The organism is Clostridium sp. Marseille-Q5894 (assembly GCF_946902305.1).
GTDB lineage: Bacteria > Bacillota_I > Bacilli_A > Erysipelotrichales > Coprobacillaceae > Thomasclavelia.
The window spans coordinates 21,696-38,185 of the sequence record NZ_CAMPPT010000003.1 but is presented as its reverse complement, the minus strand read 5'-3'; the positions used below and the strand labels follow the sequence as shown (position 1 = coordinate 38,185).

Below are 16,490 nucleotides of genomic sequence, written 5' to 3'. Positions count from 1 at the left end.
AAATACAGAGTTGACAATATGGAATGCATTTCATGCATTCCATATTCTACATTTGTATAGTAAAGGAGGAAAAATATGGGAAATTATTTATTAAAACGAATATTGCAGGCAATTGGTGTCGTTTTTTGTATTTCGTTGATTACTTTTTTTGTATTGAATATAGTCCCTGGAAATCCGGTAGAAATAATGTTAGGAGAATTTGCAGATAAAGCAACTATTGCCCGTGTTACTCATGAAATGGGATTAGATCAGCCTATCTATATTCAATATATTAATTGGCTAAAAAATATGCTAACTGGAGATTTTGGAACATCATATTTTCAAAATAAACCAGTTATTGATATTTTAACTTCGTCATTTGCAGTTACTGCAAAATTAGCAGGTATTGCATATGTTTTAGCTGTTGTTTTAGGTGTTTTTGTAGGTGTCGTTGCAGCAGTTAATCGTGGTAGATGGCTAGATTCATTATTGATGACAATTTCAGTATTTGGAATTTCAGCACCCGCATTTTGGATTGCGATTATTTTACAAATCGTTATCTGTTTACAGCTGAATCTATTACCGCTTTCGGGGATAAATAGTTTTGCTTCATTTATTTTACCTGGTATTGCGTTAGGAACACGATATGCAGCTAGTATTGCTAGAATTACAAGAACTAGTATGCTGGAAGTTTTGTCACAGGATTATATTCGTACTGCTCAGGCTAAGGGATTGAAACAGCGCGCTGTTATTATTAAACATGCTTTAAGAAATGCGTTGATTCCAATTATTACAATTGCTGGTACTGATTTAGGTAATATTTTAACAGGATCAGTATTGGTTGAATCGGTATTCTCAATTCCTGGAATTGGTAAAATGTTAGTTGATAGTATTAATACTCGTGATTTGCCAATTGTTCAAGGTGGAGTCATGTATATTGCGGTTATATGTGTTGTTATGTATTTAGTTGTCGATATCTTATATACTGTGGTTGATCCTCGAATTCGTTTAGGAAAGGAGACATCATAATATGTTTAAAAAGAAAAATAAAACTTATCACAGTTATTGGTCAATTAGTTGGAATTTATTTAAGAAAAATAAAGTGGCTATGGTTTGTTTATTTATCGTTATTTTGCTTTGTTTAGTTGCACTTTTTGCACCATGGATCGCTCCTTATGATCCAGATAAACAGGTATTAACAGATAAATTAATGGCACCATGTGCTCAACATTGGTTTGGTACTGATGATTTAGGTAGAGATATTTTTTCAAGAATTGTTTATGGTTGCAGAATTTCATTAAGTGTAGGAATCGTTTCACAAATTATTGCTACAGTTATTGGATATACAATGGGAGTATGTGCTGGATATTTTGGTGGTAAAGTTGACGCCGCTATTTCATTTGTTATTCAAGTATTCTCATCATTTCCGTTCTTGTTATTTGCAATGGCAATCATGTTCGTTTTAGGGCCAGGTTTAATCAATCTTTATTTAGCGTTAGGATTGTTAAGCTGGGCATCAACAGCACGATTGATTCGTGGTGATGTTATGCGTCTTAAAAAGATGGAATATATTGATGCTTGTAAAGTTAGTGGTGGAAGCAGTTTCAAAATTATCATGAAACATCTATTACCAAACTGTTTATCTACATTGATTGTCACAGTAACTTTAGGAATACCTAATGCAATAATGTCAGAGGCATCATTAAGCTTTTTAGGATTAGGAGTTAAACCTCCGATGTCAAGCTGGGGTTCAATGATCAGTTTTTCACAACCATATATTAGAAGTGCCACATATTTCAGTGTTATCCCTGGTTTAGCTATCATCATTACAGTTTTAGCATTTAATATGTTAGGTGATGGTTTAAGAGATGCATTGGATCCAAAATTAAGATCGTAGAGAGGTAAGAAAAATGAATGAAAATAAAGAATTATTAGAAGTCAAGAATCTTGGTATTACCTTCTTTACAGATCGTGGTGCATTACCTGCTGTTCAAGAAGTGAATTTCAAGGTTCATCAGGGTGAAACCTTGGGTGTTGTTGGTGAATCTGGGTGTGGAAAGAGTATGACTGCGTTATCATTGATGCAGCTTATTCCGTCTCCACCAGGTAAAATTACATCTGGTGAAATCATCTACAAGGGTGAAAATTTATTAGGAAAATCTAAAAGTCAAATTCAAGATATTCGCGGAAAAGAAATTTCTATGATTTTCCAAGAACCAATGACATCTTTAAATCCAGTTGTTACAGTTGGAAAGCAAATAATGGAGGCAATTTTAACTCATGAAAATATTTCTAAAGAAGATGCTAAAGCACGAGCTTTAGAGATGATCAAATTAGTTGGAATTCCGATGCCAGAAAAAGTTTTTGCGTCATGTCCTCATCAATTATCTGGGGGGATGCGTCAAAGAATCATGATTGCAATGGCACTTTCATGTAAACCATCGTTACTAATTTGTGACGAGCCAACAACTGCTTTGGATGTAACGATTCAAGCGCAAATTTTAAAATTAATTAATAAGATGAAATATGAAATGAATTCGTCAGTATTACTTATTACCCATGATATGGGAGTTATTTCAGAAATGGCAGATAATGTTATTGTTATGTATGCTGGTAAGATCGTTGAATATACAAACGTAGAAGATTTATTTAAAAATCCACTACATCCATATACAGTCGGATTAATGAATTCTATCCCTGATATCGATGAAGATAGAGAAGCGGATCTAGAGGTTATTCCAGGATCTGTTCCAATGCTGTACGAATTACCAAAAGGATGTTTTTTTGCACCAAGATGCAAGTATGCTAAATCTATTTGTCATGAAAAATGTCCAGCGATGGTTGATAATGGTAATAATCATCAAGTGCGCTGCTGGAAATATCATAGTGAATGGAAAAAGGAGGATGAATAGATGGAAAATAAAAATAGTGATGTTTTGTTAAAAGTTGAACATTTAAAGAAATATTATCCAATAAAAACATCTTCTTTAAGAAAAGCTACATCTTTTGTTAAAGCGGTTGATGATATTAGTTTTGAAGTTAAAGTTGGTGAAACTTTTGGAGTTGTTGGTGAATCAGGATGTGGGAAATCAACAATGGGTAAAAGTGTTATTCGTTTAATTGATCCAACTGCGGGAAAGATATATCTTGATGGACAAGATTTTACATCTTTACAAGGTAAAGAATTGACAAAGGCCCGTGAGAAGATTAAATTGATTTTTCAAGATCCGTATGCATCTTTAAATCCACGAATGACAGTTAAAGATATTATTGCAGAGCCTATCGATATTGCTAAAAAATACAAAACAAAAGAAGAGCGAGATGCACGTATTGTTGAAGTTATGAAACAAGTTGGATTAAACTTGGATTATATGTATCGGTATCCACATGAGTTTTCAGGAGGACAGCGCCAAAGAATTGGAATTGCAAGAGCTATTGCTTTACAACCAAAATTAATCATTTGTGATGAGCCGGTATCAGCATTGGATGTATCGATTCAGGCAAAAATTATTAATTTATTAAAAGATTTACAAAAGGAATTAGGAATAGCATATATTTTTATTTCACATGATTTAAGTGTAGTTAAACATATAGCTGATCGTGTGGTAGTTATGTATTTAGGAAATGTAATGGAAATGGCTGATAAAAAAGCCTTATACAGTAATCCGCTACATCCATATACAAAAGCGTTATTTTCTGCTGTTCCAAGAATTTCTAAAGAGAGAATAGATGATAAAGAGGTATTAGGTGGGGATGTCCCTAGTCCAGCTAATCCGCCTAAAGGATGTTGTTTTTGCACAAGATGTCCAAAAGCAATGGAAATATGTCATTCAGTTAAACCAGAGCTAATAGAAGTTGAACCGGGACATCAATGTGCATGTCATCTGTTTAAATGATAGAAAGTAAAAGAGGTATAAAAATGGAAATTTCAGTTGATAGAGAACAAATTGTTAATTTATGTAAGGAATTTATTAATGTTCCTAGTCCAGTAAGTTATTATGAGGAAATTCATCCCTTTTTAGAAAAAAAGGCAAAGGAATATGGTTACGAAGTAACTTATGACCGTAAAAGAACTGGCTATATTACATTAGAAGGTGAAGATAACTCAAAGACAGTATGTATGGGTGCTCATCTTGATACGATTGGATTAATTGTTCGTCATATTAGAGATGATGGGCAATTAGAAGTTCGTCAATTAGGTGGAATTAACTATTCAAGTATTGAAGGAGAAGGCGTAACGATCATTACTCGTGATGGGCGTCATTATCGTGGTATGGTTATTTGTAAATCACATTCAGTTCATGTGTTTGATGATGCTAGAACATTAGAGCGTAATGAAAATAACATGCGAGTTATTTTACATGAAGATGTTAAGAGCAAAGAAGATGTTATGGCATTAGGAATTGAGCATGGGGATGTCATCTCAATTGATCCTCATTTTGAATACACTGAATCAGGTTATGTTGTATCACGATATATTGATGACAAAGCTGCTGTGGCTGCTTTATTCGCAATGATTGATTATTTAAATAAAAATAATTTAAAGCCTAAATATCGAACATTACTTGCTTTTCCATTATATGAAGAAATTGGTCATGGGGGAGCCTATGTACCACCAGAAGTAAGTGAATATGTGGCTTTAGATATTGGATTAATTGGCCCTGATTATCATGGTAATGAGATGACAGTAAGTATTTGTGCTAAAGATAATTATTCACCATATGATCGAGGTTTAACAAATAGAATTATTTCTCAAGCTAAAAAAGCAAATATAAATTATTGTGTTGATATTTTTTATCGTTATGGAACAGATGCAAATGCTGCAATTAGAGCAGGAAATAATGTATATGCTGCTGCATTTGGAATGGCTTGTTTAAATACTCATGGTAAGGAACGTTGCCATGTTAGCGCAATTGAAGAAACAGCCAAATTAGCAATTGCATATGCATTAGATATTTAAAAAATAATTTTTGATAAATTTATATAGTATAAAGAGCATATTAAATTATTGTTTAATAATTGATATGCTTTTTAGTATTTATTAATTTAGTTTAGATCTTGTATTAACCAAAAGGTTTATACTCGTAAACCAAAAAACTCTTCCTCAATAAACTATCAGTTTGTATAATTTTAATATAGTGAATTGTAAATATAAAGAATATAAAATATTATTGTATAGGGGTAATTCTATTAATTAACTTTTATTTATAAACACTTTTTAGAAAGGGGGATAGCATGATAATTGATAAAATTCTAAATAATAATGTAATTATTGTAAAAGATAAAAATAATGTTGAAAAAATTATTATGGGTAGAGGAATAGAATTTCATAAAAAAATTGGCGATGAGATAGAAAAGAAAAAGATTGAAAAAGTATTCACCTTAACTAATAGTGTTGCATTGAATAAACTTCAAGAGTTGGTAGTAGATATACCTTTAGAATATTTAGAAATTACAGAAGAAATAGTTGTTTATAGTAAAGCATGTTTAGGAAAAAGAATAAATGAAATGATATATGTTTCATTAGTGGATCACATTTATACTTCGGTGGATAGATATCTTGAGGGGATTTATATAAAAAATGCTTTATTATGGGATATAAGAAGATTTTATCCAGATGAGTTTGATATCGGAATGACAGCATTGGATATGATAGAAAAAAAGTTTAAAGTTCGATTACCGGATGATGAGGCAGGTTTTATAGCTTTACATATTGTAAACGCTGAAATAGATGAAGACAGTATGCAAAATATGTATGCAATCACGAAAGTTATGCAGGAAATATCTAATATTGTTAAATATAAGTTTCAAATAGAATTTGATGAAAACTCTGTATATTATTATAGATTTATTACTCACTTAAAGTTTTTCGCTCAACGTTTAATAAGTGGAAAAACTTTTAAAGATATGGATGATGGTTCACTATTAGATATGGTAAAAATTAAATATAAAAATGCATATCATTGTGTAAATGAAATATCTAATTTTATATATCGAAAATATAAATATGAATTATCAGATGAAGAGAAATTATATTTGACGATTCATATTGAAAGAGTTGTATACAAGACTAGAACTTAGTTTTTAATAAATATATTATTTAAGAAAATAAAAATGTCTTTTTAAAAAGTAAAATGATATTTTTATATAAAATTTAGTATAAAAGGAGGTAATAGGTGATACGTTTAAAAATATGGGTGGTTACATTTAGTTGGCTAAACCTGTAGTTCTATAACAAAAATAGTTAGAAGGGACTTATGAGTATTTGTGTTTAAAATAGAGATATAAAAAGATATAGTAATAAAACTGATAATGTCTTTAAGTAGAAATAGATAATAAATTAGAGTGGTTACATTTAGTTGGCCAAATCCTCAATTAATTATTAAAAATATAAAACGAAAATTAATGGAGGTACCTTTTATGGGGAAATATGAAAGTTTAGCAAGAGTTATTATTAAAAATGTGGGTGGATATGAAAATATTAGAAGTGTTACTCACTGTATTACAAGATTACGTTTTCAATTAAAAGATGAAGCAAAAGCAAATGATGATGTTTTAAAAAGTACAAAGGGTGTTGTAACAATTATGCATAGTGCCGGACAATATCAAGTTGTTATTGGGAATCATGTTCCACAGGTTTATGCTGATGTTTGTGAAGTCTTAGGAATCAGTAATGAAACACAAAGTGATTCCAAGGAGGCACCTAAGGGAGCGTTTAATAAACTAATTGATATTGTTAGTGGATGTTTTCAGCCAATTTTAGGGCCATTATGTGCATCGGGGATTATCAAAGGTCTAGTTGCGTTATTATCGTTTGTACTTGGTTCAGATTTTAACTCAACAGGAACTTACGCAATATTAAATGCGATTGGTGATGCGATATTCTATTTCTTACCGATTGCATTAGGGTATACAGCTGCTAAGAAATTCAATGTTAATTTGATTGTTGGAATGTTGATTGGGGCAACATTATGTTATCCGGCTATTCAAGCTGATACTTTAGCAGCAGCTGGGGAGGCATTAGGTTCACTGCCTCTAGTTGGTGATTATTTTACAACATTTTTAGGAATTCCTTTTGTAGCAGCAAATTATACAAGTACAGTTGTTCCTGTATTACTTATCGTTGCTTTTGCATCGTTAGTCCAAAAATATGCAAAGAAAATTATTCCTGAAATGTTACAAAATTTCTTTGTACCATTCTTTGTGTTAATTATTAGTTTACCAATTGGGTTATTAGTTATTGGACCAGTAATTTCATTATTTACAGATTTATTGACTCAAGGATTTGCAGCAATTTATGATTTATCACCTGTACTAACAGGAGCAGTTGTTGGTTTTGCTTGGCAAATTTTAGTAGTATTTGGATTACATTGGGCAATTATTCCATTATCAATCATGAATGTTACAAATTTAGGATATGATACAATTTTAGTTGGACAATTTGGGACAACTTTTGCATTAACAGCAGTACTTATTGCAATGTATTTAAAAATGAAAGATAAAGATAAAAAAGCATTAACTATTCCAGCGATTATTTCTGGAATCTGTGGTGTTACAGAACCAGGAATTTATGGGTTTGCACTACCTGAAAAGAAACCATTTATATTTGCTTGTATTGCAGCAGCTATTGCTGGAGGAGTATTTACTTTCCTTGGCGGACAACAATTTGTAATTGGTGGATTAGGGATTTTTGGAACAGTAAGTTTTATTTCACCAGCTGGTGATGCAACTTCTATGTATTATTCATTTGTTTCTATCGCTGTTTCAATGATTATTGGATTTTTATTAACTTATTTTTTCTGGAATGATAATTCAAGTGTAGAAGATATTAAAAAAAAAAGAGAAGTAGGATCAAATAAAACAAAAGAAACTATTTTATCACCAATGACAGGAAAGGTTGTTTCTTTATCTGAGTTAAAAGATGATGCATTTGCATCAGGGGCATTAGGTGATGGAATTGGAATTATTCCAACTAATGGACGAGTAGTAGCTCCAGTAGACGGGACGATAACAACTTTGTTTCCTACATTACATGCTATTGGAATCACTAGTGAAAGTGGTGTTGAAATTTTAATTCATATTGGATTAGATACAGTTCAAATGGCAGGTAAGGGATTTAGCGCCCATATTAAACAAGGAGATAAAGTAAAAAGAGGACAATTACTTGTTGATGTTGATCTTAAAGAGGTTGAAAAAGCTGGTTTTTTAACACAAACACCAATTATCATTACTAATAGTAAAGATATGTTAGATTTAATAAAGACTGATAAAAGAGAAACAAAAGTTAATGATGAATTAATAACTGTATTATTTTAGTTTTTCTGTATTTGATAAAGGAGGAAATATGGCATTTAAAAATGATTTTTTGTGGGGAGGCGCTACTGCTGCAAACCAATTTGAAGGTGGCTGGCAAGAAGGCGGAAAAGGAGTATCTTGCTCAGATATTTGCACAGGAGGAACACATACTACTCCCAAAAGAATTACACCAGTATTGGAAGAGGGAACTTTTTATCCAAGTCATGAAGCGATTGATTTTTATCATCGGTATAAAGAAGATATTGCGTTATTTGCAGAAATGGGATTCAAAGTATTTCGTTTTTCTATAGCGTGGACAAGAATTTTTCCTACTGGTGAAGAAAAAACACCCAATAAAGCAGGTTTAGAATTTTATGATAATGTCATTAATGAGTGTTTAAAATACGGAATTGAACCTTTAGTTACAATTTCTCATTATGAAGTTCCTTTTGCATTAACGCAAAAATACAATGGGTGGGCTTCTAGAGAGATGATTGATATTTTTATAAAATATTGTGAAGTAATTTTTAATCATTATAATGGAAAAGTAAAGTATTGGCTTACTTTTAATGAAATCAATAGTGCTACAGGTCCTTTTGGCGGGTTTTTATCTCAAGGGATTTTAAATAATGGAACTAAAGATTTTATGCATCAAGTTGATATTCCTCAACTTCGATTTCAGGGATTACATCATCAATTTGTTGCAAGTGCAAAAGCAGTTAAATTAGCGCATAAAATCAATCCAGAAAATAAAGTAGGATGCATGCAGCTATTTGCAACTATGTATCCATTAACTTGTAATCCTAAAGATGTGCTAGCATGTCAAGAAATGAATCATATTAAAAATTGGTTTTGTGGAGATGTACAAGTGCGAGGTGAATATCCAGGATATATAAAGCGTTATTTTGATCAAAATGATATTCATATTAAAATAGAAAAAGAAGATTTGAAAATTTTAAAAGAAGGCTGTGTTGATTTTTATACGTTTTCTTATTATATGTCAGGTTGCGGAACGGCAGATGACAATAAAGAAATGGCGGAAGGAAATTTGATCGGTGGAGTATCTAATCCATATCTAAAAGCAAGTGATTGGGGCTGGCAAATCGATCCTGAAGGATTACGTTTTACTTTAAATGAAATCTATGATCGTTATCATATTCCTTTAATGATAGTAGAAAATGGATTGGGTGCATATGATAAGATCGAAGAAGATGGAAGTATTAATGACGATTATCGTATTGATTATTTACGTCAACATATCGAGCAGATGCATGAAGCGGTATTGGATGGTGTGGATTTGATAGGATATACACCATGGGGATGTATTGATTTAGTAAGTGCATCTACAGGAGAAATGGCTAAACGTTACGGATTTATTTTTGTAGAAAAATATGATGATGGTAGTGGCGATTTTTCAAGAAGAAAGAAGAAATCTTTTAATTGGTATAAAAAAGTAATTGCAAGTAATGGTGAAAATTTATAGTTAAATAATATACAAATAAAGAATAGTTATAACAGATTAGTATGAGGAATCAAATTTTTCCAGTATTGAAAATGTCTGATTAGGAAAAAGTTTGATTCCTTTTATTATTTGTTATAGCTTTTTTTTGGATTATTTTTATTAAATTAAATCATTTTTTACTATGTATTTTAGTTATAGTATAATGCGATATCAATATTGTATTTTTATTTTTTTGTGTGATAAAATATAAATATCAAGTTAATAAACAAAGGGGATAAACTTGGATCTTATTATATAATAGCTTTGTTCAAAATAATAAAAACTCTTAACAGTTATAAAGGGGTGTTCTATGTATTTAATAGATAAATTAAAGATGGTAAATAACACGGCACAGACAGATTCGATAGAATTTATTTTATCAAAATATTTTCTAAAAAATTTATTGAATCTGAAAAAAGTAAGTTTAAAAAGAATTTCTTTGGAAACTGGTTTATCTAAATCGACAGTGATTAGATTTTGTCAAAGAGCAGGATTTAGTGGTTTTACAGTATTTATTGATGAGTTATCACTAGAAGCACTAGAACTAAATAATATTCTAAAATCTTATCAACATATGGATTTGATTATATATGAGAATATTAAAGTTGATTTTATTAAACAGTGTAAAAATCAATTACGAGAAGATGTATATCATAATTTTTTAGATTTAATAAAAAATAGTTCAAAAATATTATTTTATGGACATAATAAATATATCTCTTGTTTTCATTTATCGACTTCTTATTTATTAATGATGGGAAAAGATGTTATTGATAATATGTGTTGGGATATAAAAAAACAAAATCTTTTATTTTCTGATCTAAAAGAAAATGATCTTATTATTATTGTTGAACCATATATGAATTGGAGAAATTATAAAGAACTTTTAACGATAACCATGGACACTTTACAAAATTTAAATGATTCTAAAGCTAAAATTGCATTTATTGGTCAAGATACTAATGAAAATGTTGATATATCTATTTCGCTTCCATATACATACTATGAAACTTTATATAAAGATTTTATAATTTATTTAGATATGATGCTTGTTACTGATTTGAAATAAAAGGAGAGAATGGATGAATACAGTTATTTCAACTTTATTGCTTTTTACTTATAATACACTTAATCAAGATATTTATTATTCGATTGCAATTTACATATTAGATCATCTTGATGAAATAGAAACTATTTCTATTAATGAATTATCGCAAAATTGTCATACTTCAGTACCAACAATAAATAAATTTTGTCATTTAATGGGGATAGAGACATTTAAGAAAATGAAAAATATACTTTCAAGTACTAGAAAAGGAAGATTAGAGCAAATTGAGTTTAGATATATGCAGTTTGATGCCGATAATATTCTTAATCAAATTGAATTGTTATATCAAAAAAAGATTAATAAATCAGAACTGTTAGAACAAATAAAAAAAATAGTTGATTTAATTTATGAATCAAAGTCAGTATATTTTGTGGGAGCTACATATCCGTTATCATTATTATTAAATTTTGTAGAAGATATGCGTATTTTTAATAAAGCTATTTATCTTGAACAAATAAGCTATAAAGATCATAAAAAAGATCATGATGAAAATTCGTTACTTATTTTTATTACAGTAACAGGACGATTTTTAGCTATGAATAAACAAACTTTTTTGGACTTATATGAAGATGTCCCCTCAAAAAAAGCGATAATATCACAAAATGAAATATTTTCAACTTTTTTAAAGTTTAACGTCTTTATTAAATTGTATGGAGATGATGATAGTGAGATTGAAAATCTTATTATTATTGAAATATTTAATTTAATTAAATATGAATATTTTATGAAATACGTATATAATAAATAGAAATATTTATAAAAATCATAAAAAAGTATCTTTATATTAGATTAATGGATTAAGAAATGATTTTATCATTCCTTAAAACATTAATCTTTTTTTATTGATTGAGGATAAATAAATGTAAGCGATATAATTAAATTAAAGAAAGGAGGAAAATAAACATTAAAAATTTAATATTAAAGGAGAAAGGGAAAATGAAGAATTATAAATTAAAAAAAATAGTAGCAGTATTTCTGAGTATGTTAACAGTGTATTCAATAATTTCAGTACCAGCATCTGCATTATCAGATTCTACTTTAAAGACAATAAATGCGTATGAAGAGTCAGAAAGTATAGAAACACCAAAAAGTATCTCAATTACAAAAAACACAGATTTTCCTAATTCAGATGCTCAGTATCAAGTTAAATTCACATTTAACAGTGAAGAAGATATAAGTCGAGTACAATTGACAGGAGGTTTTGCATTTTATACAACAGAAGCTGCTAAAGAGTATTTAGATAATGGAAGTGTAGGGACAATCACACCAGTAGCTCCAGAAAATTTTAAAAATGGTATGTTCACAACAGGCCATTTAATTGCTCCAGGTGGTTATGTGACACTTGATATGAATGAAGTTGAAAAAGGAGGGTGGACAATTGAGATCCCTTTACCGAATGGACAATACTATTACAGATTTAATATATTTTATACTGGATCTAGTAGAGCTCAGCAAATTGTAGATCCTGAAAATAAGCCATTTGCTAATGGTAATAATGATAGTGGCTGGAGTCTTTTCTATGTTGGTGATGCTACTGATTGTTTAGACGGTCAGGAGTATATTTTTCCTAGAAATGATGATAATACAGGGACAGTTAATTATGTATCATATGAAGCAATAGATGCAACGATGCAGCCCATGGGTGTATATTTACCTAAAGGATATGATGAAAATAAAATATATAAAACTTTGTATTTATCACATGGAAGTGGTGGAAATGAAGTAGAGTGGTTAGAAATTGGATCTGCTAAAAATATTATGGACAACTTGATTGCTGAAGGTGAAGTTGAAGATACGATAATAATTACATTAGATCTTACATATTTTAATTTAGGAAATTCAGCTCCAGGAAGAGGATTTGAGAGAATAAAAGATAATATCATGAATTATGTTATTCCTTATGTTGAATCACATTATAGTGTATCTAAAAATGCTGGAGATCGTGCTTTTGCAGGATTATCAGGCGGATCACGACTTGCAACTTTCCTATATCAAGAAAATGCTGGCGACTTTGGATATTTTGGAATGTTTTCACACACAATAGCAAATGTTGATGTTCAAAATATAGAAAATAAAAACTATCCAACATTAATGTTAGGATATGGAAATCTTGATCCATTTGGTAAACAATATTACCCTAATTTTATTAGTAGATTAGAAGTAGCTGACGTTCAATACGATTTGTATCCAGTTAATGGTGGACATGATTGGGGTGCATGGCGTACTTTATTATCTATTTTTATAAAAGATTATTTATGGGAAGATACAAATAAACCTGCAAATCCTATAGTGGATAAATCAGCATTATCAATCGCTATTGAAATGGCTGAAAAAGCTGATTTAGAAAATGTCGTACCAGTTGTAGTAACTGAATTCAATGAAGCTTTAACAAACGCAAAAGAAGTATATGCAAAAACTAATGCCACTCAAAGTGAAGTAGATAATGTCTTTGCTCGACTAGCAAGTGCAATGCAAATGTTGGAGTTCTATCAAGGTGACAAAACAGCATTACAAAAACAAGTAGATCAAATCAATGGATTAGATGAAAGTAAATACATTAAATCATCATGGTCTGATATGTTGCCAGTATTAGAAAAAGCAAATGATGTATTAGCAGATGTTAATGCAATGCAAGATGAAGTTAATGAAGTATTTACAGAGTTAGTAAAAGCTTTCTTAGACTTAAGATTAAAACCAAACAAAGATTTATTAAATGATCTAATTAATAAAGCAAATAGTTTAAATGTAGCAAACTATAGTCCAGAATCATGGGCAGCAGTAAGCTTAGCATTAGAAAATGCCAATGCGACAATAGCAAATACTAATGCAACAGAAGCAGAAGTAGAGGCAGCTGTAACAGCATTAAATAGTGCAATTGAAGGATTAGTAGAAGCTGAAGTATCAAGTGCATCAGTAAACGAAGGTGTAACAAACACAGCAGTAAAACCAGGAGATATAACAGCAAGTATCAAGACTGGAGATAGTGCAAGCTTAGGATATTCAGTAGCAGGATTAACACTTGCTTCAATATTGCTAATTGCAAATAAAAAAAGAAATAATTAAAAATAACTTTTATTTAATAATAGAAAATAAAATGAAAAAGGTAAAAAAATGAAAAAATTAAAAATGATACTACTCTCTTTTGTAGTTATTTATGTATCGATTGGCAGTAATTTTATTAATTATGTACATGCAGCAGAGATGAAGGGGCTTTTTCAAACATTAAATATTGGAAATGTACCTGTTTATTCATATACCGCCTCTGTTGTGAATGAACCTGCACCAATGATGACACCTGTGTTTTTTGTTTATAGTGATGATATATGTGAAGATGAAAATGAAGCATATTTAAAACTTGAAAGTGCAGGACTTATTGATTTAGCTGAAAAAGAAAAAGCAGGTGTTTTATTAATGACACCTGCCAATGGAAAAAATTGGTCAGAAGAAGATGCAAATGTTTATTGGGATACATTAACTGTTTTAACAGATTCGAATAATTCATTAGGATATTTTACATATTGTAATTTGATTTATGCGCTTGGTGAAGGAAATGGAGCAACTTTTATTCATAATACCTTGTCACAAAATGCTAATCGAATTGCCGGTATATTGACTTTTGGAGGAAATATTAATAGTAATACAACAAGCGAGATGCCTTTACCAGCATATTTAGTTGGAGCTAATAGTAATATCATAAATTTTTATAAAACAATTAATGGCACAAATGAGCAAACAGTACTTAATGGAAAACAATGTTTCTATAATTCTGTTTTAGATACTAAAAAAGTAGTTATTGATGATAGAAATGTGAATTCATTAAATAAAGATATTATTTTTGAAGCATGGCATAATATGTTACGAAAAATCACAAGAAATGCTATGCATGATGTAATTTGGATTGATGCTCAATCAAAAGAAGTTTTTACATTAATGGATAGAGTTGATTATGAAGAATCAGGATTAGATTTTAAATATGAACAACCTGATGGGTATGTCGGTTATTATATGTGGCAACCTACAGAAGCATTAAATCAAACTGAAGAAAAATTTCCATTGGTATTTTGTATTCATGGTGGCAATGATCATCCTGTATTTGAGGCAGAATGTCAGGGATGGGTAGAATTAGCTAGCAAGGAACGAGTAATTGTTGTTTCACCTAATGGAAGTGATTATGAAGATGTTGAAAATTATAAAGCAATTATAGATTATGTTTGTGCAAATTATCCAGTCGATTTATCTCGTATTTATTCTACGGGAATATCTAATGGCGGTTGCTATACAAATTATTTAGCAACTGAATATCCAGAACTTTTTGCCGCTGTTGCCCCAATTGCAGCAACACCAGGTTATCAAAATGTAGATCTAACAGTTTTTGAAAATAAGCTGCCCTTCTTTATTGCTCATGGAACAAATGATGTATTAATTACTTATCCATTATGGGGGAGTGATCCTATAGGTGAGAATAATCATGATGGAAAATATATTTACAGTAATATTATTGAAGGTTATATTAATCCAATTTCAAAAATAAATCATATAGATTTTTCTGTGAATATGAATGATTTAGATTATATGACTTACCCATTTTTAGGATTTGATATAAGTAATTATATAACTGAAACATTTACAACTAAGCATGATATTGTAGGTCATATTGCAACCTTTGAAGATGATGAAAGTATTCCAAATTTTAAGTACATGATTGTAGAAGGATTAAATCATAATCACTATACTGGATATGCTTCAATAATATGGGATTTCTTTAATAACTTTAAACGAAATGTTGAAACTGGTGAAAGTATTTATCTTCCAGATCTAACCGTTGATGTTGATAAAACAGCATTAGAGATTGCTGTAGAAGTAGCAAATAATGTAAGTGATGAACAATTAGAAAAAGTTGTACCAGTAGTAGCAAATGAATTTAATGCAGCTTTAGTAGAAGCTCAAGAAGTTTTAGCTGATAATAGTGCTAGTCAAGCACAAGTTGATAATGCATTTGCTCGTTTAGCTAATGTAATGCAAATGTTAGATTTCATCAAAGGAGATAAAACAGCATTACAGGCATTTGTAAATAGTGTAAGTGATTTAGATGCAAACTTATATACAGATATTACATGGAATGAATTTGCAACAGCATTAGAAAATGCAAACAATGTATTGGTTGATGAAAATGCAATGCAGGATGAAGTAAATGAAGTATATGATGCAGTTGTAAGAGCATATTTAGACTTAAGATTAAAACCAAGCAAAGACTTATTAAACAGTTTAATAAATAGAGCTCAAAGTCTAAATGTAGCTAATTATAGCATGGCAGCATGGCAAGTAGTAGAAGATGCATTATTAAATGCCCAGGCAACAATAGCAAATGAAAATGCAACCGAAGAAGAAGTTACAGCAGCCATAGAAGCAATGGAAAATGCGTTAGCAGGATTATTAGTAACAAATCCAGAAAATAGTGTAGATAATGCAGTAAAAGCAGGGGATACAACAGCAAGTATCAAGACAGGAGATAGTGCAGGTTTAGGATATTCACTAGCAGGATTGGCAGTAGCTTCAATGGTATTAGTTGCAAATAAAAAAAGAAAATAAAAGTATTTAATATAATTG

The 16,490-nt window shown here is 30.2% G+C and carries 12 protein-coding genes; all 12 read left to right on the top strand.

The features are described from left to right. The first annotated feature begins 75 nt into the window (after nucleotides 1-75). The 12 genes from OC535_RS05900 (at nucleotide 76) to OC535_RS05845 (ending at nucleotide 16,472) form a co-directional block, all read left to right on the top strand. On the top strand, nucleotides 76-1,008 hold the full coding sequence (locus OC535_RS05900) for an ABC transporter permease (protein WP_024722118.1): 933 nt from the start codon (nucleotides 76-78) through the stop codon (nucleotides 1,006-1,008). A gap of 1 nt (nucleotide 1,009) precedes the next feature. Continuing rightward, a complete protein-coding gene (locus OC535_RS05895) occupies nucleotides 1,010-1,876 on the top strand; it encodes an ABC transporter permease (protein ID WP_024722117.1) in 867 nt (288 codons plus the stop codon). Between the two features lie 13 nt (nucleotides 1,877-1,889). Next, on the top strand, nucleotides 1,890-2,891 hold the full coding sequence (locus tag OC535_RS05890; RefSeq protein WP_498823400.1) for an ABC transporter ATP-binding protein: 1,002 nt from the start codon (nucleotides 1,890-1,892) through the stop codon (nucleotides 2,889-2,891). Next, nucleotides 2,892-3,875, top strand: a complete 984-nt coding sequence (locus tag OC535_RS05885; protein ID WP_498823399.1) for an ABC transporter ATP-binding protein — start codon at nucleotides 2,892-2,894, stop codon at nucleotides 3,873-3,875. Between the two features lie 23 nt (nucleotides 3,876-3,898). Beyond that, nucleotides 3,899-4,939 carry a M42 family metallopeptidase gene (locus OC535_RS05880; protein ID WP_498823398.1) on the top strand — a complete coding sequence of 347 codons (1,041 nt, stop codon included), beginning with the start codon at nucleotides 3,899-3,901 and terminating at the stop codon, nucleotides 4,937-4,939. 275 nt (nucleotides 4,940-5,214) lie between these two features. Next, a complete protein-coding gene (gene licT, locus OC535_RS05875) occupies nucleotides 5,215-6,060 on the top strand; it encodes a BglG family transcription antiterminator LicT (protein WP_498823397.1) in 846 nt (281 codons plus the stop codon). Nucleotides 6,061-6,399: 339 nt separating this feature from the next. After that, the gene (locus OC535_RS05870) at nucleotides 6,400-8,295 is read left to right on the top strand and encodes a beta-glucoside-specific PTS transporter subunit IIABC (protein ID WP_498823396.1); all 1,896 of its coding nucleotides are present in this window, start codon (nucleotides 6,400-6,402) and stop codon (nucleotides 8,293-8,295) included. Nucleotides 8,296-8,323: 28 nt separating this feature from the next. Then, entirely contained in the window at nucleotides 8,324-9,757 is a 1,434-nt protein-coding gene (locus OC535_RS05865) for a 6-phospho-beta-glucosidase (protein WP_498823395.1), read from the top strand. A gap of 328 nt (nucleotides 9,758-10,085) precedes the next feature. Then, complete coding sequence (locus OC535_RS05860; protein ID WP_024722112.1) at nucleotides 10,086-10,844, top strand: MurR/RpiR family transcriptional regulator; 759 nt, start codon at nucleotides 10,086-10,088, stop codon at nucleotides 10,842-10,844. 13 nt (nucleotides 10,845-10,857) lie between these two features. Next, nucleotides 10,858-11,631 carry a MurR/RpiR family transcriptional regulator gene (locus OC535_RS05855; protein ID WP_024722111.1) on the top strand — a complete coding sequence of 258 codons (774 nt, stop codon included), beginning with the start codon at nucleotides 10,858-10,860 and terminating at the stop codon, nucleotides 11,629-11,631. 188 nt (nucleotides 11,632-11,819) lie between these two features. After that, nucleotides 11,820-13,946, top strand: a complete 2,127-nt coding sequence (locus OC535_RS05850) for an alpha/beta hydrolase-fold protein (protein WP_498823394.1) — start codon at nucleotides 11,820-11,822, stop codon at nucleotides 13,944-13,946. 48 nt (nucleotides 13,947-13,994) lie between these two features. Then, complete coding sequence (locus tag OC535_RS05845; protein WP_498823393.1) at nucleotides 13,995-16,472, top strand: prolyl oligopeptidase family serine peptidase; 2,478 nt, start codon at nucleotides 13,995-13,997, stop codon at nucleotides 16,470-16,472. Nucleotides 16,473-16,490: the final 18 nt, after the last annotated feature.

Coding starts and splice junctions, on each gene's coding strand:
- OC535_RS05895 (WP_024722117.1), top strand. CDS start 1,010: ATGTTTAAAAAGAAAAATAAAACTTATCACAGTTATTGGTCAATTAGT.
- OC535_RS05880 (WP_498823398.1), top strand. CDS start 3,899: ATGGAAATTTCAGTTGATAGAGAACAAATTGTTAATTTATGTAAGGAA.
- OC535_RS05860 (WP_024722112.1), top strand. CDS start 10,086: ATGTATTTAATAGATAAATTAAAGATGGTAAATAACACGGCACAGACA.
- licT (WP_498823397.1), top strand. CDS start 5,215: ATGATAATTGATAAAATTCTAAATAATAATGTAATTATTGTAAAAGAT.
- OC535_RS05850 (WP_498823394.1), top strand. CDS start 11,820: ATGAAGAATTATAAATTAAAAAAAATAGTAGCAGTATTTCTGAGTATG.
- OC535_RS05890 (WP_498823400.1), top strand. CDS start 1,890: ATGAATGAAAATAAAGAATTATTAGAAGTCAAGAATCTTGGTATTACC.
- OC535_RS05885 (WP_498823399.1), top strand. CDS start 2,892: ATGGAAAATAAAAATAGTGATGTTTTGTTAAAAGTTGAACATTTAAAG.
- OC535_RS05855 (WP_024722111.1), top strand. CDS start 10,858: ATGAATACAGTTATTTCAACTTTATTGCTTTTTACTTATAATACACTT.
- OC535_RS05845 (WP_498823393.1), top strand. CDS start 13,995: ATGAAAAAATTAAAAATGATACTACTCTCTTTTGTAGTTATTTATGTA.
- OC535_RS05870 (WP_498823396.1), top strand. CDS start 6,400: ATGGGGAAATATGAAAGTTTAGCAAGAGTTATTATTAAAAATGTGGGT.
- OC535_RS05900 (WP_024722118.1), top strand. CDS start 76: ATGGGAAATTATTTATTAAAACGAATATTGCAGGCAATTGGTGTCGTT.
- OC535_RS05865 (WP_498823395.1), top strand. CDS start 8,324: ATGGCATTTAAAAATGATTTTTTGTGGGGAGGCGCTACTGCTGCAAAC.